Origin of the sequence: Mesorhizobium sp. M00.F.Ca.ET.216.01.1.1, from assembly GCF_004010325.2 — a bacterium.
Lineage (GTDB): Bacteria > Pseudomonadota > Alphaproteobacteria > Rhizobiales > Rhizobiaceae > Mesorhizobium.
The window spans coordinates 155,651-176,901 of record NZ_SADR02000005.1; the positions used below are offsets into that span (position 1 = coordinate 155,651).

21 protein-coding genes are annotated in these 21,251 nt (G+C 63.5%); 9 read left to right on the plus strand and 12 right to left on the minus strand.

All coding sequences use genetic code 11. The features are described from left to right. The first annotated feature begins 58 nt into the window (after positions 1–58). A complete protein-coding gene (locus tag EN859_RS09165) occupies positions 59–277 on the plus strand; it encodes a DUF1674 domain-containing protein (RefSeq protein WP_127853034.1) in 219 nt (72 codons plus the stop codon). Here the strand turns inward: EN859_RS09165 and EN859_RS09170 are convergent. Further along, the gene (locus EN859_RS09170) at positions 274–948 is read right to left on the minus strand and encodes an HAD-IA family hydrolase (protein ID WP_127853035.1); all 675 of its coding nucleotides are present in this window, start codon (positions 946–948) and stop codon (positions 274–276) included. The two genes, EN859_RS09165 and EN859_RS09170, sit on opposite strands and share 4 nt — an antisense overlap. Before the next feature lie 171 nt (positions 949–1,119). On the opposite strand from EN859_RS09170, the gene EN859_RS09175 reads away from it, so the two are divergent. Next, positions 1,120–1,989 (plus strand): transglutaminase family protein, encoded by an 870-nt coding sequence (locus EN859_RS09175; protein WP_127853036.1) that lies wholly within the window; start codon positions 1,120–1,122, stop codon positions 1,987–1,989. Here the strand turns inward: EN859_RS09175 and EN859_RS38035 are convergent. Further along, complete coding sequence (locus EN859_RS38035) at positions 1,947–2,105, minus strand: hypothetical protein (RefSeq protein WP_189501787.1); 159 nt, start codon at positions 2,103–2,105, stop codon at positions 1,947–1,949. The genes EN859_RS09175 and EN859_RS38035 overlap by 43 nt on opposite strands. A 353-nt stretch (positions 2,106–2,458) precedes the next feature. On the opposite strand from EN859_RS38035, the gene EN859_RS09180 reads away from it, so the two are divergent. Continuing rightward, entirely contained in the window at positions 2,459–3,748 is a 1,290-nt protein-coding gene (locus EN859_RS09180) for a cyclopropane-fatty-acyl-phospholipid synthase family protein (protein ID WP_127853037.1), read from the plus strand. A gap of 101 nt (positions 3,749–3,849) precedes the next feature. Here the strand turns inward: EN859_RS09180 and EN859_RS09185 are convergent, their stop codons facing one another. Both EN859_RS09185 and acs read right to left on the minus strand, forming a co-directional pair. Continuing rightward, on the minus strand, positions 3,850–4,593 hold the full coding sequence (locus tag EN859_RS09185; RefSeq protein ID WP_127853038.1) for an MOSC domain-containing protein: 744 nt from the start codon (positions 4,591–4,593) through the stop codon (positions 3,850–3,852). Further along, a complete protein-coding gene (gene acs, locus EN859_RS09190) occupies positions 4,593–6,548 on the minus strand; it encodes an acetate--CoA ligase (protein WP_127853039.1) in 1,956 nt (651 codons plus the stop codon). Before acs ends, EN859_RS09185 begins: the two co-directional genes overlap by 1 nt. Before the next feature lie 425 nt (positions 6,549–6,973). Here acs and EN859_RS09200 point away from each other — a divergent pair, with 425 nt between their 5' ends. Continuing rightward, positions 6,974–7,246, plus strand: a complete 273-nt coding sequence (locus EN859_RS09200; protein WP_127853041.1) for an aspartate-semialdehyde dehydrogenase — start codon at positions 6,974–6,976, stop codon at positions 7,244–7,246. Positions 7,247–7,363: 117 nt separating this feature from the next. On the opposite strand, the gene EN859_RS09205 is transcribed toward EN859_RS09200, so the two are convergent. Both EN859_RS09205 and EN859_RS09210 read right to left on the minus strand, forming a co-directional pair. Continuing rightward, entirely contained in the window at positions 7,364–8,398 is a 1,035-nt protein-coding gene (locus tag EN859_RS09205) for an aldo/keto reductase (RefSeq protein WP_127853042.1), read from the minus strand. A 152-nt stretch (positions 8,399–8,550) separates the two neighbouring features. Then, positions 8,551–9,735, minus strand: a complete 1,185-nt coding sequence (locus EN859_RS09210) for an MFS transporter (protein ID WP_127853043.1) — start codon at positions 9,733–9,735, stop codon at positions 8,551–8,553. Between the two features lie 137 nt (positions 9,736–9,872). On the opposite strand from EN859_RS09210, the gene EN859_RS09215 reads away from it, so the two are divergent. Next, positions 9,873–10,778: a LysR family transcriptional regulator gene (locus EN859_RS09215; RefSeq protein WP_127853044.1), complete on the plus strand. Its 906-nt coding sequence runs from the start codon at positions 9,873–9,875 to the stop codon at positions 10,776–10,778. A gap of 12 nt (positions 10,779–10,790) precedes the next feature. On the opposite strand, the gene EN859_RS09220 is transcribed toward EN859_RS09215, so the two are convergent. Continuing rightward, positions 10,791–11,840, minus strand: coding sequence for an aldo/keto reductase (locus EN859_RS09220; protein ID WP_127853045.1), 1,050 nt, complete (start codon positions 11,838–11,840; stop codon positions 10,791–10,793). A 306-nt stretch (positions 11,841–12,146) separates the two neighbouring features. On the opposite strand from EN859_RS09220, the gene EN859_RS09225 reads away from it, so the two are divergent. Beyond that, positions 12,147–12,461, plus strand: coding sequence for a glycogen debranching N-terminal domain-containing protein (locus tag EN859_RS09225; protein ID WP_245525511.1), 315 nt, complete (start codon positions 12,147–12,149; stop codon positions 12,459–12,461). 369 nt (positions 12,462–12,830) lie between these two features. Here EN859_RS09225 and EN859_RS09230 read toward each other — a convergent pair whose 3' ends face one another. The 4 genes from EN859_RS09230 to EN859_RS09245 all read right to left on the minus strand — a co-directional run bounded on the left by EN859_RS09230 (position 12,831) and on the right by EN859_RS09245 (position 14,759). Then, the gene (locus EN859_RS09230; protein WP_127853046.1) at positions 12,831–13,145 is read right to left on the minus strand and encodes a hypothetical protein; all 315 of its coding nucleotides are present in this window, start codon (positions 13,143–13,145) and stop codon (positions 12,831–12,833) included. Between the two features lie 206 nt (positions 13,146–13,351). Next, positions 13,352–13,753, minus strand: a complete 402-nt coding sequence (locus EN859_RS09235) for a type II toxin-antitoxin system VapC family toxin (protein WP_127853047.1) — start codon at positions 13,751–13,753, stop codon at positions 13,352–13,354. Next, positions 13,753–14,007: a type II toxin-antitoxin system Phd/YefM family antitoxin gene (locus EN859_RS09240; RefSeq protein WP_127853048.1), complete on the minus strand. Its 255-nt coding sequence runs from the start codon at positions 14,005–14,007 to the stop codon at positions 13,753–13,755. Before EN859_RS09240 ends, EN859_RS09235 begins: the two co-directional genes overlap by 1 nt. A gap of 89 nt (positions 14,008–14,096) precedes the next feature. Beyond that, the gene (locus tag EN859_RS09245) at positions 14,097–14,759 is read right to left on the minus strand and encodes a YggS family pyridoxal phosphate-dependent enzyme (RefSeq protein WP_127853049.1); all 663 of its coding nucleotides are present in this window, start codon (positions 14,757–14,759) and stop codon (positions 14,097–14,099) included. A gap of 131 nt (positions 14,760–14,890) precedes the next feature. On the opposite strand from EN859_RS09245, the gene leuS reads away from it, so the two are divergent. Next, a complete protein-coding gene (gene leuS, locus EN859_RS09250; RefSeq protein WP_127853050.1) occupies positions 14,891–17,515 on the plus strand; it encodes a leucine--tRNA ligase in 2,625 nt (874 codons plus the stop codon). Then, positions 17,502–18,089, plus strand: coding sequence for an LPS assembly lipoprotein LptE (gene lptE / locus EN859_RS09255; protein WP_127853051.1), 588 nt, complete (start codon positions 17,502–17,504; stop codon positions 18,087–18,089). Before leuS ends, lptE begins: the two co-directional genes overlap by 14 nt. Before the next feature lie 129 nt (positions 18,090–18,218). Here the strand turns inward: lptE and fsa are convergent, their stop codons facing one another. Next, positions 18,219–18,872 carry a fructose-6-phosphate aldolase gene (fsa, locus tag EN859_RS09260; RefSeq protein WP_127853052.1) on the minus strand — a complete coding sequence of 218 codons (654 nt, stop codon included), beginning with the start codon at positions 18,870–18,872 and terminating at the stop codon, positions 18,219–18,221. 185 nt (positions 18,873–19,057) lie between these two features. On the opposite strand from fsa, the gene EN859_RS09265 reads away from it, so the two are divergent. After that, positions 19,058–21,241 (plus strand): primosomal protein N', encoded by a 2,184-nt coding sequence (locus EN859_RS09265; protein ID WP_127853053.1) that lies wholly within the window; start codon positions 19,058–19,060, stop codon positions 21,239–21,241. The last annotated feature ends 10 nt before the right edge of the window (positions 21,242–21,251 follow it).

A 21,251-nucleotide genomic window follows, 5' to 3' on the forward strand; every position in this document is an offset into this window, starting at 1 on the left:
ATGGGAAATGCCGGCCCACGTTTCAATCGGGCCTGTTTCAATCCGCCCGGAATATCGCATGATCGACGAAACCAGCAAAACCGAAGCCAACCCCGGTCAGACGCCGCAAAAGACGCTGTCGCCGGCGGCCCGCCGCGCTCTGGCAGAAGCCGAAGCAAGGCGCGAAAAATACCGCGAGAAGGAAGCCGCAATGCCGAACGAGATCGGTGGCCGCGGCGGCAAGGAGCCCGGCCGCTACGGGGACTGGGAGGTCAAGGGCCTGGCCAGCGATTTTTAATCCAGGTAGACCGCCGAACGCGCGGGCTCGATGGCGATCCAGCCGCGGTCGTCGACGGCGATGCTGATCATTTCGTATCCGGCGATGGCGGCATGCGGCGTCTGCAACGGCTGCTGGTGTGTGGCGCTGATCACCATGACCGCTGCCTCCGCAGCTTCGGCTGCCGCTATGCCGGCCGGAGCATCCTCAAAGACAAGGCAGTCTCGGGCGTCGACGCCGAGCCGCTCGGCCGCGAGCCGGAAACAGTCAGGCGCCGGTTTGCCGCGTGAAACGTCCTCTCCGGCGACAAGCACGGCGGGGACCGGGATGCCGGCGGCCTTCATGCGCAGCAGGGCGAGCTCGCGCGGCGCCGACGTGGCTATGGCCCAGCGCTCGGGCGGCAGCGAAGCCAGAAACGCTACCGCACCGGCGATCGGATGAATGCCGTCGAGATCGGCCGCCTCGGCCTTCAAAAGCCAATCGGCTTCGCGGACAGGATCGAGGCCTGGCAGCGCCAGCCGGCCGATGGTCTCGATCGCCCGCACGCCGTGGATGGTCGGCAGGAATGCGGCCACGTCGAGACCTTGCCGACGTGCCCAATGTGCCCAGACCCGTTCTGTCGCGGCAATCGAATTGAGCACGGTGCCATCCATATCGAACAGGAAGGCTGCGAATTCTCTGCCTGCAAACATCTGATGTCCTGGGTCGTTTCGGGAGGATCACGGCGTGTCGATCGACGGTAACGTCGCGGCGTCTCGATTGGAAGGCGCGCGGCGACTTTTCGATGGTTCCAGCGGGAACCATGGTCACCTCCCCGCGTTGAGCAAAACTGTCTTCCATCATGACCGAAGGGGGGAACCGTGATGCTGATCCGGCTCGGCTATGAAATCGCCATTGAATGTGCTGAAGCCACGCCGGTCATCTCGTTGCTCGACATCCACAGGGACCGTCAGGCCGACATCAAGCGGCAGACGCGCGTGCTGACGTCGCCTGCGGTGCCGACCAGGGTCTATCACGACGTCCATGGCAATGCCTGCCGCCGTTTCACGGCGCCGGCCGGCGGCTTTCGCATCCTTTACGACGCGGTCATCGAGGACAGCGGCGAAACGGACGAGGTCAACACGCTGGCCAGGGAAGTGCCGGTGGCCGAGTTGCCGGACGACGTGCTCGGCTATCTCTTGGGCAGCCGCTATTGCGAGACCGATCACCTCAGCGGATTGGCCTGGCAGCTTTTCGGCCCACTTCCGCCCGGCTGGGCACGGGTGCAGGCGATCGTCGCTTATGTCCACAACCGCCTGTCCTTCGGTTACGGCTATGCGCGTCCGACCCGCACCGCGGCGCAGGCGCATGAGGAGCGCGTCGGCGTCTGCCGCGATTTCGCCCATCTGGCGATCACGCTCTGCCGCTGCATGAACATCCCGGCCCGCTACGTGAACGGTTATCTCGGCGACATCGGCGTGCCGATCGACCCGGCGCCGATGGATTTCTCGGCCTGGCTGGAAGTGTTCCTCGACGGTAAATGGTACACGTTCGACCCCCGTCACAACAAACCGAGGATCGGCCGCGTCGTCATCGCGCGTGGTCGCGACGCCACCGACGTGCCGCTGCTGCACAGTTTCGGCCAGCACCGGCTCAGCCTGTTCAAGGTCTGGACCTACGAGCAGGAACGCAATCTGTTCAAGCCGCCTTATCACGGCGTGAACAGGACGATCAGCACGCAGATGCTGGCATAGGCCGCGAAGGCGGCGTCGAAGCGCTTCTCAAGGAGATCGCCCGCACCAAGTAGCGAGCCAAAGGAAAAAGGCCGCCGCTTCCTGCAAAGCCGGCGGCCTTCCGTGTTTCCGTCCATGGCGCGGCTCATGGCGGCGACGCTTCAAAATGCTAGAACGTCCTTTGGGCGTCCAAAGGACGCGCGGCGCTCTAGGCGTCGCCAGCCGCGCATCTCGCGCCTTAACGGGAAGACTGCTTCCCGAAAGTGCGATCCGCTGAGGCCACGTTCTGGAAAACGAAATCACTCGACATCGGATCACCTCCTTTCGATTTGTTGAACACGCCCGCATGATGGGGTGCGGCTCGGCAAATGGCAAGGCGCCGTACTGAAAAAGCCGCTTGGGTTGCTGCCGCGCCACAGCGGGTTGCGGCCGGCCGAGCGGACAGGCAAGATCGTCGCCGGATATGGGTCGGATATGGGAGGGAACAGGCATGGAGGCAGCCGAGAGGGCAGCCCGGATCGTTCGAACGGTCATCGAAACGCTGAAGCCGGGCTTTGCGGTCAGGCTGTGGACCGGCGAGCGGATCGGCCCGGCCAGCGGGCCGGTGCTGACCATCAATGACCAGGACATCGTCTGGCAGATGCTGCGCCGGCCCTCCTTGTCGACGCTGATCGAGATGTGGATTTCCAAGACGGTCGACATCGAGGACGGTTCGCTGTTCGACTTCTACGCCTTGCCTTCGCAAGGCAAGCTCAGGACAAAGCTGAAGTCATTGCCGAAGCTGGCGATCCTGCGCGACTTGCCGGCGGTGCTGTTTTCGCGAAAGCAGATGACGGCGCGCAGCGATCTTTCCGGCCGCAATCCTTTCGTCAGCGGTTCGAGCAAGGAGGCGATCCAGCATCACTACGATATTTCGAATGCCTTCTACCGGCTCTTCCTCGACGAGCGCATGGTCTACAGCTGCGGCTACTTCAAGGATTTCTCCAACGACATCGACCAGGCGCAAATCGACAAGCTCGACCACATCTGCCGCAAGCTCAGGCTGAAGCCGGGCGAAAGGCTGCTCGACATCGGCTGCGGCTGGGGAGCGATGCTCATGCACGCCGCGAAAAACTATGGTGTCGTCGGCCACGGCGTCTCGTTGTCGGAGGCCCAGACGAAACTCGCCCGCGAGCGCATTCGCGCCGAAGGGCTGGAGGATCGCATCACCATCGAGATAAAATCCTATGCCGAGCTCTCCGGCTCCTTCGACAAGATATCGTCGATCGGCATGTTCGAGCATCTGGGCCTCGTCAACCATGCCGCCTACTTCTCGACGATCCATCGCCTGCTCAAGCCGGGCGGCATCTATCTGCACCACGCGATCACCAGGCGCAGCAAGGGCGATATGCGGAAGACCCTTCGCAAGGGGCCGGAATACAAGGCGCTCATCAAATACATCTTCCCCGGCGGCGAACTCGACACCATCGGCATGACGCTCGGCAATCTCGAGGCGCACGGCTTCCTCGTCTACGACGTCGAGAATTTGCGCGAGCACTACGCCCGCACCTGCCGCCTCTGGGCCGAGCGCCTCCACGCACGCTTCGACGAGGCGATCGCCGAGGTCGGCGAAGCCAGGGCGCGCTTGTGGCTGCTCTATCTGACGGGCTGTTCGATCACTTTCGAACGCGCCTCGGCGCAGATTTTCCAGACAGTCGTCACCAAGCGCGCGCGGGGGCCAAGCGGCCTGCCGCCGACGCGGGCGGATTTGTACCGGGAGGATGTCCGTCCTAGACGATAGAACGGAGGCTGTTGCCACCCACGCCTTCGTCATCCTGGGGTCTGCGCCGCGTCACTTCGCTCCTTGCTTCGCCCAGGATGACGAAGGCATGAGTCGAGGAACTAAACGAACCGCATCATCTCGCCCACCTCAACATGGGCGGGCCGGCCGACTGTGCAGTAGACGCCGAGATTGTGCGCGTTGTGGCGGACCAGATTGCGCAGGATTGCCGGGTCGTTTTCGAAGCCACCCTGGGCGATGATGGTGAAGCCGCAGCGGCGGCACGGTTCGGAGATGGTCAACAGCAGCTCGCCGATCGCCAGCTTGCGGCCGATCCATTCCGTCTCGGGAAACGAGCCCTCGACCGCCGGCATGTCGACGACGATGTTGGCGCGGAAACGGCGCGGATCGGCAGCGCCTTCTGGATGCAACGCTCTCAAGCGAGCCAGCGAGGCCGTAGTCAGGAGGTGAATGGGGGCTTTTCGGTAACGCTCGGCGGTCAGTGGCCCGGAATAGCTGGACGCGGCGTTTTCACGGCGAAACGGCCGGATCGAGGCCGCAAAGCCGAGATAGGCGGAGACGGCGCGGTCGCTTTCGGCTGCCGGCGCGGACAACCAGTCGCCACCGGGGACGGCGACTTCAAGTTCGCGGTCACCGGTCAGCCGGGTCCGGATGCGCGGCACCTTGTGCCATTTCGCGTCGCGATCGGGCCGTGCGATCTCATCGTTCGAAGCGTCGACAAGGCCGAACAGGCGGTCGCCGTCGATGGTTTCCGGACCGACCGAGATCGCGTCAAGGCGCTCGCCGGCGAGCGAACTCGCCGGATAGCGCCAAAGTTGGGCGACGACGCCTATTGCTGCCTGCATCAGGCCTTCTTGTTCTGCCGGTTGGCGATCAGGTCGTCGACCACAGCCGGATCGGCCAGCGTCGAGATGTCGCCGAGCGTGGAAAAATCGTCCTCGGCGATCTTGCGCAGGATGCGGCGCATGATCTTGCCCGACCGGGTTTTGGGCAGGCTCGGCGCAAACTGGATCTTGTCCGGGCTAGCAATGGCGCCGATCTCCTTGCGGACATGGGCGACAAGTTCCTTGCGCAACTCCTCGCTCGGCTTTTCGCCGGCCATCAGCGTGACATAGCAATAGATGCCCTGGCCCTTGATGTCGTGCGGGTAGCCGACAACGGCTGCCTCGGAGACCTTGTCGTGGCTGACCAGTGCCGATTCGACCTCTGCTGTGCCCATGCGATGGCCGGAGACATTGATGACATCGTCGACGCGGCCGGTGATCCAGTAATAGCCGTCGGCGTCGCGGCGGCAGCCGTCGCCGGTGAAGTATTTGCCCTTGTAGGTCGAAAAATAGGTCTGCACGAAGCGCTCGTGATCGCCATAGACAGTGCGCATCTGGCCCGGCCACGAATCGGCGATGCAGAGATTGCCGTCGCCGTCGCCTTCGAGCAGCTTGCCGTCACCGTCGACCAGCTGCGGCTTGACGCCGAAGAAGGGCCGCGTCGCCGAGCCCGCCTTGAGGTCGGTGGCGCCGGGCAGCGGCGTTATCAGGATGCCACCGGTCTCGGTCTGCCACCATGTGTCGACGATCGGCACCTTGCCGTTGCCAACGACATTGAAATACCACTCCCAGGCTTCGGGATTGATCGGCTCACCGACCGTGCCGAGCACGCGCAGCGATTTGCGCGATGTCTTGGTGACATGGGCGTCGCCGGCACCCATCAACGCGCGCAACGCCGTCGGCGCGGTGTAGAAGATGTTGACGTTGTGCTTGTCGATGACCTCCCAGAAGCGGGATTGCGACGGATAATTCGGCACGCCCTCGAACATCAGCGTGGTGGCGCCGTTGGCGAGCGGGCCGTAGACGATGTAGCTGTGGCCGGTGACCCAGCCGACATCGGCAGTGCACCAGTAGATGTCTCCGTCATGGTAGTCGAAGACATATTGGTGCGTCATCGAGACATAGACTAGATAGCCGGCGGTGGTGTGCAGCACACCCTTCGGCTTGCCGGTCGAGCCTGAGGTGTAAAGGATGAACAGCGGGTCCTCTGCGTTCATCTTCTCCGGCTTGCACTCCGCCTTAACCGTCGCGACCTCGTCGTGATACCAGACGTCGCGTCCGGCGACCCAGCCGGTCTTGCCGCCGGTGCGACGCACCACCATGACCTTTTCGACCTTGGTTCCGGCCTTGGCGGCGATCTCGATCGCCTTGTCGGTATTGTCCTTCAACGGGATCGACTTGCCGCCGCGCAGGCCCTCGTCGGCGGTAATGACGAAGGTCGATTTGCAATCGTCGATGCGGCCGGCCAGCGCGTCCGGCGAGAAGCCGCCGAAGACGACCGAATGGATGGCGCCGATGCGCGTGCAGGCGAGCATCGCATAGGCCGTTTCGGGGATCATCGGCATGTAGATGGTGACGCGGCCGCCCTTCTTGACGCCGTGCTTCTTCAGCACATTGGCGAGCCGGCAGACATGTCCGTAAAGCTCGTTGTAGGTGACCTTCCTGTCGTCATAGGGGTTGTCGCCTTCCCAGATGATGGCGGTCTGGTCGCCGCGCTTCTTCAGATGCCGGTCGATGCAGTTCCAGGATACGTTGGTCTTGCCATCCTCAAACCATTTGATCGAGACCTTGCCATCGAAGCAGGTGTTCTTGACCTTGCTGAAAGGCTTGAACCAGTCGATGCGCTTGCCGTGCTTGCCCCAGAACTTGTCCGGATTCTTGACGCTGTCAGCATACCATTTCAGGTACGTGTCGTTGTCGATCAGCGCGTTCTTCTTCCACGCCGGCTGGACGCGATGGACATGAGCATCGGACATTTCTTCACTTTCCTCCCCAAATCAAGCCGCCGGCTTGACCGCGGGCGGGCTCGCGACGATGCGGCCGCGAATTCGCGCGCATTATTAACAGTTCCGCGATAACGGCAATATTAGACGTTGGATTCGCGCGGCGGGATGCCGCAGCCGTCTTCTCCGCTAGCGCATGACCCCGAAAATCGGGACCGATTTTTGCTTCGCTGACCTTCGGTTCGGAAAGGATCATGCGCCAAATCAAAAGTGCTACAGCGTCCTTTGCGCGTCCAAGAAGACGCGGCGCTGTAGTGTCAGCACTCGCATGCGATCGCTGCTAACTACATGTTTTCGCGTGAAAAACCCAGCTTCGATCAGGAAAAATCAATAGACAGTTAAGCAACGGCGCGCAGAATCCAATGCTGGGAGGAAAGGAGAATCAACCAGGGACCGCGATGCGCGACCTTTCCGAAATGGACCTGATGCTCAAAGGCTATGGCTTGACCACGGCCAAGATTCTTTATCACTTTCCCGATCATCCGCATCTGCTGCAGAGCTTCATCTGGCAGGACTACGACATCGCGCCGAACTTTCCGGTGCTGGTCCGGTTCATCGAATTCTGGAAAACCAGGATCGAGGGGCCGCTGCACTCGGTTGTCTACACGCACCAGAAGCTGATCGCGCCGAACGAATGGCGCAAGGTGGACGGCGAGTTCGTGCTGCATTAGGGCGTGTCGATATTCAGGTGAGGCCGCCGCTCCGGTTCTCGGAAGCCACTCTCTCGGCTCGGCCTGACCTGAATCTCGACACACCTTTATCCCCGGACGTTTGATGTATCGCGACGGTCAGACTGCCGGCGGGTTGAGTCGGGCGAAGCCTTCCTGGCGGCGATAGGGAAAATAGGGATAGGGCGCTGTGACCGCGCTTGCGGCATCGAGCTTTTTCATCTGGTCTGATGTCAGCGTCCAGCCGACGGCGCCGAGGTTCTGGCGCAGCTGTTCCTCGTTGCGGGCGCCGATGATGACGGACGACACGGTCGGCCGCTGCAGCAGCCAGTTGATGGCGATCTGTGGCACCGTCTTGCCGGTTTCCTCGGCCACGGCGTCAAGCGCGTCGACGACCCGGTAGAGCTGCTCGTCCTCGACCGGCGGCCCGAAGCTCGCGGTGTCGTGCAGCCGGCTATTTTCCGGTAGCAGTTCGCCGCGGCGGATCTTGCCGGTCAGGCGGCCCCAGCCGAGCGGGCTCCACACCAGCGCACCGACGCCCTGGTCGAGGCCGAGCGGCATCAGCTCCCATTCATAGTCGCGGCCGACCAGCGAATAATAGACCTGATGGGCGACGTAACGCGGGTAGCCATGCTTTTCGGCCAGGCCGAGCGATTTCATCACCTGCCAGCCGGAAAAGTTGGAGACGCCGACATAACGCAGCTTGCCGGCGCGCACCAGATTGTCCAGCGTCGACAACACCTCTTCGACAGGCGTTCCGGCGTCGAAGGCGTGCAGTTGCAAAAGGTCGATGTAATCGGTGCCGAGACGCTTCAGCGCGTCGTCCACGGCCTTGATCAGCCGCGAACGGGAGGAGCCGGCGTCGTTCGGCCCGTCGCCCATCGGCAGCGAGGTCTTGGTCGAGATCAGCACGACATCGCGGCGGCCCTTGATGGCATCACCGAGCACCTCTTCGGAAGCGCCGTTCGAATAGACGTCGGCGGTGTCGAACAGGTTGACGCCGGCCTCGAGGCAGATGTCGAGCAGCCGCCGCGCTTCCCTGGCGTCGCTGTTGCCCCAGGCGCTGAACAGCGGCCCCGAACCGCCAAAGGTTCCGGTGCCAAATGAAAGCGCCGGCACCTTCAGGCCGGAGGCGCCGAGACGTCGATAGTCCATGATCTTGCTCCTTGTGATGTTGTGATGTCGAAAGATGGCTTGGCTGGGATCGTCTCGACCGGATGGATGCAGGTGCGGCAAGCAGCGGACCAGCGCATGACCCCGAAAATCGAAGTCGATTTTCGGAAAGGATCATGCGCAAAATCAAAGTGCTACAGCGTCCTTTGCGCGTCCAAGAGGACGCGCGGCGCTGTAGTGTCGAGGCGCAGCGCCAGCGCCGCCACCACGAGTGCGAAGAGCGGCAGCAGGGCGGCGACCCAGGTGACGGCGCCGAGCCCGGGGCCATGGGCGATGACGACGCCGCCGAGCCATGCGCCGGCCGCATTGCCGAGATTGAAGGCGGCGATGTTGAAGGATGAGGCGAGGCTCTGGCCGGCGCCTTCAGCCTTTTCCAGCACCCACATCTGCAGCGGCGCCACGGTGGCAAAGGCGGCGGCGCCGAGCAGGCCAACATAGATGATAGCCGTCAACTGGCTGTGCAGGGCAAAGGTCATCGTGCCGAGCACCAGCCCCAGCACGACAAGGCTGCCGAGCACGGAGGACACCAGCCAGCGGTCGGCGAATTTGCCGCCGAGCAAATTGCCAGCGATGAGGCCGCCGCCGAAGACGAGCAGGATCGGCGACACCGCCGCTTCCCGGAAGCCGCTGATCTCGGTCAGCAAGGGCGCGATGTAGGTGAAGACGGCGAAGACGCCGGCATAGCCAAGCACCGTGGTGGCGAAGCCAAGCAGGACGGGCTTGCGGCCGAGCACGGCGAGATCGCCGCGCAGGTCGCTCTTTTCGGGCGCTGCCTGGCTGCGCGGCACCAGCAGGAAAATGATGGCGAAGGCCGCGACCCCGACCAATGTCACCGCCCAGAAGGTCGCTCGCCAGCCGAAGGCCTGGCCGAGCCAGGTGCCGAGGGGAACGCCAAGAATGTTGGCGATGGTCAGGCCGGTGAACATGAGGGCGATCGCTGAGGCCTTCTTGTTGGGCGCCACCAGCCCGGTCGCCACCACCGAGCCGACGCCGAAGAAGGTGCCGTGAGCGAAGGCAGCGAGCACCCGAGCGCCCATCAGCGTCCAATAGTCGGGGGCCAGCGCGCAGGCGAGGTTGCCAAGCGTGAAGATCGCCATCAGCGCCAGCAGCACGGTCTTGCGCGGCCAGCGGCCGGTGACGATGGTCAGCAGCGGTGCGCCGACGACGACGCCGAGCGCATAGCCCGAAATGAGCTGGCCGGCAGCCGAGATCGAGACGCCGAGGTCGGTGCTGACGTCGAGCAGCAGGCCCATGATGACGAATTCGGTGACGCCGATGCCGAAGGCACCGGCGGCGAGGGCGTAGAGAGCAACAGGCATGGCGACCTTCCGGTTCGTTGACGGCCAGTTTGACGACGGGCGCCCGTGTCTTCCCGCGCCCTGCCCGGAAGATCGTGTTGCAGTGAATTGTGAACCAGCCTTGCTAGGGGCACATTTTCTGTGAAATAGATTCACGAATGACCAGGCCTGACATCAACCGCTCCGGCGAGATCGAAGTGTTCGTCCGCGTCGTCGAGGCAGGCAGCTTTTCGGCTGCGGCGCGGATGCTGCGGATGACGCCGTCAGCGGTGAGCAAGCTGATCGCGCGGCTGGAGGCACGGCTTGGCGCGCGGCTGGTCAGCCGTTCGACGCGCAAGCTGCAACTCACGCCGGAAGGAGCCGCCTTCTACGAAAGCGGCCTGCGCATCCTGGCCGACATGGCGGCGGCCGAGCGCGAGGCGGCGGCGGGCGCAGCACCTCGAGGACGGCTGCGCGTCAACAGCTATGTGCCTTTCGGGCAGCACCGGCTGATCCCGCTTCTGCCGCGCTTCCTCGAACGCTATGCGGAAATCTCGGTCGACCTCGTCTTGACCGACCACGTCATCGACCTGATGGAGGAGCGCGCCGATGTCGCCATCCGTGCCGGGCCGCTCGCAGAATCGCGGCTGGTGGCGCGCAAGCTCGGGCAAAGTCCGGTGGTTGTCATCGCGGCGCCATCCTACCTCGAGACACATGGCGCGCCCCAGACGCCGGCCGATCTCGATCGCCACAACCGGATGGGCTTCTGCTTCGCGCGGCATATCGACGGCTGGCCCTTCGTCGACGCGGCCGGCGAGGCATTCATCGTCCCGATCAGCGGAAACGCGCTGGTCAGCGATGGCGAGGCGATGCGGCTGATGGCGCTCTCCGGCACGGGCATCGCCCGGCTGGCACGCTGGCATGTCGAGGCCGACATCGCCGCCGGGCGGCTGATGCCGCTGCTGGAAGAGTTCAACCCCGGCGACGAGGAACTCACCCACGCCGTCTATGTCGGCCAGGGCAAACATCTGCCGGCGCGGGTGCGGGCCTTTCTCGATTTTCTGGTCGAGACTGTCCGGCTGTGACGTTAATCGAAATCAAGCCTTTGGCGTGAACGGCGCCGGTCGCCGGCCTGCCGCCTGTCGTTCGAGCATCCAGCCCGGATATTCGGACGGCAGCGCGCTGACCTCGTCGAGGCGGGCGAGATCGTCGGCATCGAGCCTCAGCTCGGTGGCGGCAAGGTTCTGTTCGAGCTGTTCCATGCGGCTGGCGCCGATGATGACGCTCATCACGAACGGCTTTGCCAGCACATAGCCGAGCGCCACGGTGGCGACGCCGACGCCGTGCTTGCCGGCGATCTCGCGCATGACGGCAACCGCCGCCCAGGCGCGATCCTCGTTGACCGGCGGGAAATTGAAGCTGGCGCGGCGGCCCTCGCCATTGCCGGGCGCGCCGGGCCCGTATTTGCCGGATAGCAGACCACCCGCCATCGGCGACCAGACCATCAGCCCGAGCTTTTCTTCGTTGAGCAGGGGTACGATCTCGCGCTCCAGATCGCGGCCGGCGATCGAGTAGTAGGACTGGACAGTCTCGAAGCGGGCAAAGCCCTTGCGGTCGGCGATGCCCAGCGCCTTGGCGACGCGCCACGCCTGCCAGTTCGAGACGCCGACATAACGGACCTTGCCACTGGCAACCAGATCGTCGAGCGCCCGCAGCGTTTCGTCGATCGGCGTCACCGTGTCAGTGCCGTGAAGCTGATAGAGATCGATATGGTCGAGCTGCAATCGTTCGAGGCTCTCGTCGATCGAATCCATGATGTGGCCGCGCGAGGAGCCGCGCTGGTTGGGCCCGTTGCCCATGGCGCCCTGGACCTTGGTGGCGATGATGACGTCCTGCCGCCTGACGCCGAGATTCCTCAGCGACTGGCCGAGCAACCGTTCCGACGCGCCGAAGGAATAGACGTCGGCAGTATCGAAGAAATTGACGCCGGCGGCGAGCGAGCGCTCGACGATCCTGTCGACGCCATCCTGGTCGAGGCTGGCGATCAGGCCCCATTGGGCGTTTTCGCCGGCGGCGCCGAAGGTCATGGTGCCCAGGCAAAGTTCGGAGACGAACATCCCCGTATTCCCAAGTTGATTGTAGCGCATGGTGCGGCTCCAGAGGTGTGATGACGACTTCAAACCATATAGGAACGATACGTTTCGTTTCCAGGTTTGTCACAAAGAATTTCTGGACTGGGCCGAATGGTGAAACTTGTCCTGCAGGCCGCCCATGCTGTCTTCGGCGCGTGCTGCCCCAGCCGCTTGCCTAGTTTCGCCGGTGATCCAAATCATACCTATGGTTGAAAGCAACGAGCCAGAGAATCGCGTCGACACCGTGGAGCCAGCGATCCCCGCCTCGGACTTGAACGCTGCTGCGCACAGGATCTGTCGTCCCAGTGAGAAATGCCCGCGATGACTTCAAAAATTGCGATCGGACCGCCGCGCTTGGCTATCAATCAAGGCCGCAGCTTTCTGGTGACAGAACAGGACGGCCAGATCTCTTGGCCCACGAACAAGGGACTCTACGCCTCCGACACACGCCTTATATCGAGTTGGCAGCTCTACGCGAATGGGGAACCTTGGGATCTGCTTAATTCCGCGAGCATCGCGCACTTCGCCGCCAAGATCTATCTCGTCAACCAGGCATTTGCGACCGAAACCAGTGACGTGCGTGCTGGCGACCTGGGGCTCATTATCGGAAGAGCGGAGTTATGCGGCCGGCCCTAGCTTGCCCCTCCGGGCGCCGACGGCAACTCGGGCAACTCGCGCGCGATCCCGAGAACGTCAATTCCAGAACTAATCCGGACACGGCCCCGCTGGGATTGCGGCGCAATCCACGCCGCGACGGCGAGCGTGACTGCTTGGTCTCCATCCTTGTCGATGAAGAACATTCAATTTGACGCCGGCGCGGTTCTGCTGCGAGGTCGTGATTCCGCTTTCGCGTGTTTGCCGGGCGCAGGAGATCGCCACGGCGCGGTATGCTCGCTCTTGTGGAGGCAACCGCACAGGCATGCCGTCAACCACTACCCAGGCGCGTGACAATCGCGAAACCGGTCATGCCGAAGGCAACGGCGGCGAGCGGCAGCAGGATCTCGATCAGCGCCGTCTTGGCATCCATGCGACCCTCTCCGGTATCGAATTCGCCGGCGATTCAGTCCTCGAAGTTGCTGGCGGTTGCGGCTCCCGGTGATGGTGTCGAAGCCAGAGGCGGCCGGCAATGGCTGGCAACGCCACCGAGATGATGAGGAATCCGGTCATGACGACGAGAAGATAGTTGGCGTAGCTGCCGCCGCCGAAACCTGCCCAGGCCGACAGCGCGTACCACACGACAAGCCCGATCATTGCCCGGTAGACATATGGATGCAGCCCGTCGGAGACATACCGGTTATGGTAAACGCGTTCTTTGCTCATGGTGCCCTCCTTCGACATCGCAAAGGAACGGCCATGATTGGTCGCTCGTGGTCTTCATCTTGGTCTTAACAAAAACGTAAGACGCGACCCGGGCCTCGCAATGCGGTGCTATGACGCGGCCGCCCTGCCTCAGACTTGCTCGGCTGGCTCAAAGGTCTCGCGGCTTGCTTGGCGGTCAGTCAGCCGCACCATCATGGAAAATGGGGTCAGATTTCCCAGGGGTTGAGAACCGTCACGCCGGTATCGTCGAAGTCGGCGACGTTGCGTGTAACCAGGATGAGATCGTGGACAAGGGCGGTCGCGGCGATGAGCGTATCGGCGCTGCCTTTGGTGCGGCCAGCCGAAATGCGGCCCCAACTCAAAGCGACCTCCTCGGTAACCGCAAGGATGCGATCGGCATTGCCTCGGCGAAGCTCTCGCAGCCAAATGTCAAGACGCTTGGCCCTTTCGGGATCGGCCTTGCGCTGCTCGACGATCCCGCGCTCGATCTCGCCGATGGTGATAACGCTGAGATACGCCGAAGCTGGATCTATCGAAGCCAACCAGGCGGTCGGCTTGGGCAGGCGCCGCTGCACGTCCGAAACGATATTCGTGTCGAGCAGATACACTATAGGTCGACATCCCGGATCATCGTATCCGAGCGACGTGTGACCTCCTCGGCGAAATCATCGTCCCAGACCGGTCCGGTCAAAAGATACTCGGCCAGCGTTTTCTTTTTTCCCGCCAAACGGTCGTAGTCTTCGGCAGAAAGCACCACCGCAGCGCGCTCGCCACGCAGGGTTACCGTCTGCGGTCCCTCGCTGCGCGCGCGCTGGACCACTTTGGAAAAATTGTTCTTCGCGTCCTGAAGATGCCAGTTCATGGTGAATGTTCTAGCTAGCTTGGCTAGATATATACCCGACACGCCTGAATATCAAGGATGGCAGCCCCGGCCAAACAACGATGTGTCCGCTAACGGCTGCCGAAGATCGCCGAGCCGACCCGGACACTGGTTGCGCCGAAGGCTATCGCTGTCTTGTAGTCGCCGGACATGCCCATCGACAGTCTTTCGACGCCGGCCTCGTGCGCAAGCTTTTCCAGCAGCGCGAAATGCGGGCCGGGATTCTCGTCGGCCGGCGGAATGCACATCAGCCCGTCTATGGCGAGGCCATGAACCGCGCGGCAGCGGGCAACGAAGGCGACGGCCTCGCGCGGCTCGATGCCGGCCTTTTGCGGTTCAGAGCCGGTGTTGACCTGAATATAGAGGCCTGGCGCCCGCCCCTGCCTGGCGATCTCCTTGGCGAGCTCGGCGGCGATCTTCTCGCGGTCGACCGTCTCGATGACATCGAACAGCGCGACCGCTTCCTTTGTCTTGTTCGACTGCAGCGGGCCGATCAGGTGCAGTTCGATATCGGGGAATACTTCTTTCAGCGCCGGCCATTTGGCGTGAGCTTCCTGGATGCGGTTCTCGCCGAAGACACGCTGGCCGGCTCCGATGACAGGGCGGATGGCGGCGGCATCGAAGGTCTTCGAAACGGCAACCAGCGTCACCGCGCCGGCTTCGCGTCCGGCCTCGTGCTCGGCGGCGGCGATCCTGGCCTTGACGGCGAAAAACTGTTCGACGGCATCGACCATATCCAAATCCCGCTAGTTTTGGCCCGCTGTTTTTGAACGCTCGGCGTGCCCATATGGTTGACGGGTTTGGCAAACCATGGTGAAGGTCCGGCCAACCCATTCAAGCCGCCCTTGTAAGTGAAAAACCGGTCATGGCAACCGAACGATACAATCCACGCGCGTCAGAGCCCAAATGGCAGAAGTCCTGGGACGCCAAGAAGCTGTTCGAAGCTGATAACGACGACCCGCGTCCGAAATACTACGTGCTGGAGATGTTCCCCTATCCGTCGGGACGCATCCACATCGGTCACACCCGCAACTACACGATGGGCGACGTGGTAGCGCGCTACAAGCGGGCCAAGGGCTTCAACGTGCTGCACCCAATGGGCTGGGACGCCTTCGGCATGCCGGCCGAGAACGCGGCGATGCAGAACAAGGTCCATCCCAACGACTGGACCTACCAGAACATCGCCGCCATGCGCGAGCAGCTCAAGGTCATGGGCCTGTCGCTCGACTGGGCACGCGAATTCGCCACCTGCGACGTCGACTACTATCACCGCCAGCAGATGCTGTTCCTCGATTTCGTCGAGATGGGGCTGGTAACGCGCAAGTCCTCCAAGGTCAACTGGGACCCGGAGGACATGACGGTGCTCGCCAACGAGCAGGTCATCGACGGACGCGGCTGGCGTTCGGGCGCGCTGGTCGAACAGCGCGAGCTGACGCAATGGTTCTTCAAGATCACCGACTATGCGCAGGATCTGCTGGATTCGCTCGACGGCCTCGACGAATGGCCGGAAAAAGTGAAGCTGATGCAGGCGAACTGGATCGGCCGTTCGGAAGGTCTGCTGATCCGCTGGCCGCTGGCCGCGCCGGTCGACGGCGAAGATGAGCTGGAAGTCTACACGACGAGGCCGGACACCATCTTCGGCGCCTCCTTCATGGCGGTTGCCGCCGATCATCCGCTGGCCAGGAAGGCTGCCGAGACCGATCCGGCGCTGGCGAAGTTTATCGAGGACGTCCGCCACATGGGCACCTCGGTGGCGGCGCTGGAGACGGCAGAGAAGAAGGGTTTCGATACCGGCATCCGTGTCGTCCATCCGTTCGACGCGAACTGGACGCTGCCCGTCTACGTCGCCAATTTCGTGCTGATGGAGTACGGCACCGGCGCCATCTTCGGCTGCCCGTCCGGTGACCAGCGCGACCTCGACTTCGCCAACAAATACGGCCTGCCGGTCATTCCGGTGGTGATGCCGGAAGGCGAGAATCAAGGAAGCTTCCAGATCATTGACGAGGCTTATGTCGGCGACGGCGTGATGATCAATTCGCGCTTCCTCGACGGCATGAAGCCTGATCAGGCGTTCGACGAAGTTGCGAAGCTGCTCGAGCAAAAAACCGTCGGCAACCGGCCGATGGCCGAGCGCAAGGTGAATTTCCGCCTGCGCGACTGGGGCATTTCGCGCCAGCGCTACTGGGGCTGCCCGATCCCGATGATCCATTGCGAGGATTGCGGCGTGGTACCGGTGCCGAAGGCCGACCTGCCGGTCAAGCTGCCGGACGATATCGAGTTCGACCGGCCCGGCAACCCGCTCGACCGCCATCCGACATGGCGGCACGTCAAATGCCCGCAATGCGGCAAGGACGCGCGGCGCGAGACCGACACGATGGACACGTTCGTCGATTCGTCGTGGTATTTCGCACGCTTCACCGCTCCCGTTGCGAACGATCCGACCGATCCCAAGGCGGCGAATGAATGGCTGCCGGTCGACCAGTATATCGGCGGCATCGAGCACGCGATCCTGCATCTGCTCTATTCGCGCTTCTTTATCCGCGCTATGCGCGAAGCCGGCCATCTCGACCTGGCCGAGCCGTTCAAGGGCCTGTTCACGCAAGGCATGGTGGTGCACGAGACCTATCGGGTCGGCGGCGCATCGAATGGCCGCTGGCTTGCGCCGAGCGAGGTGCGGCTGGAGGAGGCCGACGGCAAACGCCGCGCCTTCGAAATCGCCACCGGCGACGAGGCGACGATCGGACCGCTCGAAAAGATGTCGAAGTCGAAGAAGAACACGGTGAGCCCGGAAGAGATCACCGACAGCTACGGCGCCGACACCGCCCGCTGGTTCATGCTGTCGGATTCGCCGCCGGAGCGCGATGTCGAATGGACCGATGAAGGCGCTGCCGGCGCGCACCGTTTCGTCCAGCGCATCTGGCGCCTGGTCTCGATGGCGTCAGAAACGCTTGCCGCGATCAAGCCGGCGGCGGCGAAAGAGGGCGAGGCTGGCGCCGTCTCCAAGGCAGCGCACAAGATCCTGAAGTCTGTCGGTGAGGATATCGAGAAACTCGCCTTCAACCGCGCCATCGCCCGCATCTACGAGCTTGCCAACGCCTTGACCACGCCGCTCAACGAGGCGGCCGAAGGCAAGGCCGATCCGACGCTGCAAGCTGCCTGCCGCGAAGCCGTGGAGATCCTCGTGCACCTGATCGCGCCTGTCATGCCGCATCTGGCCGAGGAGTGCTGGCAGACGCTCGGCGGCACCGACCTGGTCGCCGAACGGCCGTGGCCTGCCTACGATCCGTCGCTTATCGTCGACGCCGAGATCGTGCTGCCGGTCCAGGTCAACGGCAAGAAGCGCGGCGATTTGACAATTGCCCGCGACGCAGACCAAGGTGCGGTCGAAAAGGCGGTCCTGGCGCTCGACTTCGTGCAGAAAGCGCTCGAAGGCAAGGCGCCCCGCAAGGTGATCATCGTGCCGCAGAGGATCGTCAATGTCGTTGCCTGATCCGGAAAAGACAGAAGTGACGCTCCTGCTGCGCCGCATCGCGCTTTGCGGCTTGGTCGCCTCGGTTGCGCTGGTATCCGCCTGCACCGTGCGTCCGCTCTATTCGAGCGCGCCGCTGACTACCGGCTCACAGGTCGGTGCCGCGGCCGAACTGGCGTCGATTTCGGTCAAGCCGGTCGGGACCCGCTATGCCCAGCAGGTGCGCAACAATCTGATCTTCGCGCTTGGCCAGGGTGCGGGCGAGCCGGCCTCACCGGTCTATTCGCTCGATCTTGGTGTAAGCGAACTGGTCGAATCAGCCGCGCTGGTGCAGGTCCAGACCGACGAGGACGAGCCGACGGCGGGCACGGTGACGCTGACTGCGAACTATGTGCTGACCGACGCCAGGACCGGTGCAGTGATCGCCACCGGCAAGCGCTCGGTACCATCGTCGTTCGACAGACCGCGCCAGGAGTTCGCCTCATACAGGGCGCAGATCGATGCCGAGAACCGCGCGGCGCGCGAACTTGCCGATCTGCTGCGGCTGTCCATTGCCCAGGATCTGGTCAAGCACGGAAAGACGGCAGCAAGCTAGGATTGTTCGGCCGGAATCGAACCCGTTCTGCTTATCGCCGAGCACTCGCCTGAGATTGGTCGCATACGAAAAAGGCCGATTGTTCGGCCTTTTTTGCATATGCGGTCTTGATCTCAGCTGATCGTCATCTCAGCTGATCGTCTGGCCGGTCTTTGCCCAGTCGGCGAGGAAGGCATCGAGGCCCTTGTCAGTCAGCGGGTGCTTGACCAGCGCCTTCAGCGTCGCCGGCGGGGCGGTGATGACATGCGCCCCGATGAGCGCGGCCTGCTTGACGTGATTCACCGTACGCACCGAAGCCGTCAGGATCTCGGTCGGGAAATCGTAATTGTCGTAGATCTGCTTGATCTCGGCGATCAGCTCCATGCCGTCGGAGCCGGTGTCGTCGATGCGGCCGACGAAAGGCGAGATGAAGGAGGCGCCGGCCTTGGCCGCCAGCAGCGCCTGGTTGGCCGAGAAGCACAGCGTCACATTGACCAGCCTGCCTTCCGAGCGGATCGCCTTGCAGGCCTTCAGCCCGTCCAGCGTCAGCGGCACCTTGATGCAGACATTGTCGGCGATCCTGGCCAGGATCTTGGCCTCCGCCATCATGTCCTTGTATTCGGTCGCCACGACCTCCGACGAAACCGGGCCGTCGACGATGTCGCAGATCTGCTTGACGACCTCGGAGATCTTGCCGCCAGATTTCAGAATCAGCGAAGGATTGGTGGTGACGCCGTCGAGCAGCCCGAGATCGTTCAGCTCACGGATTTCCTTGACGTCGGCGGTGTCGACAAAAAATTTCATGACGGTCTCCTGAAGATTTCTGTCGCATCGGCCCGAAAATCGAATTCGATTTTCGGGCCGATGCGAGGTTTAAAGTTCTAGAGCGTACTTTGTGCGTCCGGATGGACGCACGTCGCTCTAGTGCCGGCAGGCACATTTGGCGTCGGACTTTGATCTAGACGAAAGTCGGGGCAAGGTCACGCCTCATGATCGAAGATTCGCCCTTTGTCGCAGCCGCACCGGTGCTGGTGCCGATGCCCGCCGAGCGGCCCTACACCTATGCCGTGCCAGCCGGCATGCGTGTGGTGCCGGGCTCGATCGTGCGCGTGCCGCTCGGTCCGCGCCAGGTTGCCGGCATCGTCTGGGACGGCGCCGTCGAAAAGGTCGATGCAAAAAAGCTGCGCCCGATCGAGCAGGTCTTCGACTGCCCGCCGATCGACCGCGCCATGCGCCGTTTCGTCGACTGGGTCGCGCAATACACGCTGTCGCCGCCCGGCATGGTAGCGCGAATGCTGCTTCGGGCACCGGAAGCCTTCGACCCGGAACCGTGGATCGAGGGGCTGCAACGCACCTTCGCCCAGCCTGACCGGATGACGGAGGCGAGGACGCGCGTGCTGGAGACAGCCGAAGGCGGGCTCGCCTGGACGCGGTCCGGCCTGGCGCATGCAGCAGGCGTGTCGTCGACGGTCATCGACGGGCTGAAGGCGCAAGGCGTGTTCGAGACCGTGATGATCCCGCCGCGACCAGTGGTCGCAGCACCCGATCCGAGCTACGCCATACCGGCGCTGATGCCGGACCAGGCCGATGCGGCCGACATGCTGCGCACCAATGTCGCGGCCGGCCTGTTCGGCGTCACCTTGCTCGACGGGGTGACCGGATCCGGCAAGACCGAAGTCTATTTCGAAGCAGTGGCAGCGGCGCTCGACCAGGGCAAGCAGGTGCTGATCCTGCTGCCAGAGATCGCGCTGACGCACGCCTTCCTCGAGCGGTTCCAGCAGCGTTTTGGCGCCAAGCCGGCGGAATGGCACTCGGACCTGCCGCCAAGGATGCGCGAAAGGGTCTGGCGGCAGGTGGCGGAAGGCGGCGTGCTGGTCGTTGCCGGTGCGCGCTCGGCATTGTTCCTGCCGTTCAGGGAACTCGGCCTGATCGTCGTCGACGAGGAGCACGACCCTGCCTACAAGCAGGAGGATCGCGTCTTCTACAATGCGCGCGACATGGCGGTGGTGCGCGGCCATATCGGCGGCTTTCCGGTCGTGCTCGCCTCGGCGACGCCGTCGGTCGAAAGCCGGGTCAATGCGAGCCAAGGCCGCTACAGCAGGGCGGTGCTTTCGGCACGCTTTGCCGAGGCGGCACTTCCCGACCTGAAGACGATCGACATGCGGCGAGCGCCGCCGGCGCGCGGCGGCTTCCTGTCGCCAGTGCTGCTTGACCAGATGCGGCAGACGCTGGAGAGAAAAGAGCAATCGCTGCTGTTCCTCAACCGCCGCGGCTATGCGCCGCTGACGCTATGCCGGGTTTGCGGCCATCGCTTCGGCTGCCCGGTCTGCTCGGCCTGGCTGGTCGAACATCGCTTCCGCGGCCAGCTCGTCTGCCATCATTGCGGGCACAATGAGCGGCGGCCCGAGGCCTGTCCGGAATGCGGCACGCTCGACCATCTGGTCGCTTGCGGGCCGGGCATCGAACGCATCGCCGAAGAGGTCGTTGCGCATTTCCCCCACGCGCGCACCATCGTGCTGTCGTCCGACCTGATGGGCGGCGTGCGGCGGCTGCGGCTCGAACTCGAAGCGATCGCCAATGGCGAGGCCGATATCGTCATCGGCACGCAGCTCGTCGCCAAGGGTCACAATTTCCCTGATATGACGCTGGTCGGCGTGGTCGACGCCGATCTCGGGCTTGCTAATGGCGACCCGCGCGCCGCCGAGCGCACCTTCCAACTGCTCAGCCAGGTGACCGGCCGCGCCGGCCGCACCGGCAAGAAGAGCCTCGGCCTGCTGCAGACCTTCCAGCCCGACCATCCGGTGATGCGAGCGATCGTTTCCGGCGATGCCGAGGCCTTTTACGAGCGCGAGATCGCCGAGCGCGAGCGGGCGGCGCTGCCGCCCTTCGGCCGGCTCGCCGGCGTCATCGTCAGCGCTGCGACGCGGGCGGAAGCGGAGGCGCATGCAAGGGGCCTGCGCCGCGCCGCGCCGCAGGCTACCGACCTGTCCATGCTCGGTCCGGCCGAAGCGCCGCTATCGCTGATCGGCGGCCGCCATCGCTTTCGCCTGTTGATCCAGGGCGAGCGGCGCGCCGACATGCAGGGGTTCATCCGCACTATGCTGGCCGAGGGACCGAAGCAGCGCGGCTCGGTCAGGGTACAGGTCGACATCGACCCACAAAGCTTTTTGTAAGGACCAGGAC

What these genes read in the sequence shown, in the direction of transcription:
- EN859_RS09165 (WP_127853034.1), top strand. Translation starts at nt 59, where the DNA reads ATGATCGACGAAACCAGCAAAACCGAAGCCAACCCCGGTCAGACGCCG.
- EN859_RS09170 (WP_127853035.1), bottom strand. Translation starts at nt 948, where the DNA reads ATGTTTGCAGGCAGAGAATTCGCAGCCTTCCTGTTCGATATGGATGGC.
- EN859_RS09175 (WP_127853036.1), top strand. Translation starts at nt 1,120, where the DNA reads ATGCTGATCCGGCTCGGCTATGAAATCGCCATTGAATGTGCTGAAGCC.
- EN859_RS38035 (WP_189501787.1), bottom strand. Translation starts at nt 2,105, where the DNA reads ATGGACGGAAACACGGAAGGCCGCCGGCTTTGCAGGAAGCGGCGGCCT.
- EN859_RS09180 (WP_127853037.1), top strand. Translation starts at nt 2,459, where the DNA reads ATGGAGGCAGCCGAGAGGGCAGCCCGGATCGTTCGAACGGTCATCGAA.
- EN859_RS09185 (WP_127853038.1), bottom strand. Translation starts at nt 4,593, where the DNA reads ATGCAGGCAGCAATAGGCGTCGTCGCCCAACTTTGGCGCTATCCGGCG.
- acs (WP_127853039.1), bottom strand. Translation starts at nt 6,548, where the DNA reads ATGTCCGATGCTCATGTCCATCGCGTCCAGCCGGCGTGGAAGAAGAAC.
- EN859_RS09200 (WP_127853041.1), top strand. Translation starts at nt 6,974, where the DNA reads ATGCGCGACCTTTCCGAAATGGACCTGATGCTCAAAGGCTATGGCTTG.
- EN859_RS09205 (WP_127853042.1), bottom strand. Translation starts at nt 8,398, where the DNA reads ATGGACTATCGACGTCTCGGCGCCTCCGGCCTGAAGGTGCCGGCGCTT.
- EN859_RS09210 (WP_127853043.1), bottom strand. Translation starts at nt 9,735, where the DNA reads ATGCCTGTTGCTCTCTACGCCCTCGCCGCCGGTGCCTTCGGCATCGGC.
- EN859_RS09215 (WP_127853044.1), top strand. Translation starts at nt 9,873, where the DNA reads ATGACCAGGCCTGACATCAACCGCTCCGGCGAGATCGAAGTGTTCGTC.
- EN859_RS09220 (WP_127853045.1), bottom strand. Translation starts at nt 11,840, where the DNA reads ATGCGCTACAATCAACTTGGGAATACGGGGATGTTCGTCTCCGAACTT.
- EN859_RS09225 (WP_245525511.1), top strand. Translation starts at nt 12,147, where the DNA reads ATGACTTCAAAAATTGCGATCGGACCGCCGCGCTTGGCTATCAATCAA.
- EN859_RS09230 (WP_127853046.1), bottom strand. Translation starts at nt 13,145, where the DNA reads ATGAGCAAAGAACGCGTTTACCATAACCGGTATGTCTCCGACGGGCTG.
- EN859_RS09240 (WP_127853048.1), bottom strand. Translation starts at nt 14,007, where the DNA reads ATGAACTGGCATCTTCAGGACGCGAAGAACAATTTTTCCAAAGTGGTC.
- EN859_RS09245 (WP_127853049.1), bottom strand. Translation starts at nt 14,759, where the DNA reads ATGGTCGATGCCGTCGAACAGTTTTTCGCCGTCAAGGCCAGGATCGCC.
- leuS (WP_127853050.1), top strand. Translation starts at nt 14,891, where the DNA reads ATGGCAACCGAACGATACAATCCACGCGCGTCAGAGCCCAAATGGCAG.
- lptE (WP_127853051.1), top strand. Translation starts at nt 17,502, where the DNA reads ATGTCGTTGCCTGATCCGGAAAAGACAGAAGTGACGCTCCTGCTGCGC.
- fsa (WP_127853052.1), bottom strand. Translation starts at nt 18,872, where the DNA reads ATGAAATTTTTTGTCGACACCGCCGACGTCAAGGAAATCCGTGAGCTG.
- EN859_RS09265 (WP_127853053.1), top strand. Translation starts at nt 19,058, where the DNA reads ATGATCGAAGATTCGCCCTTTGTCGCAGCCGCACCGGTGCTGGTGCCG.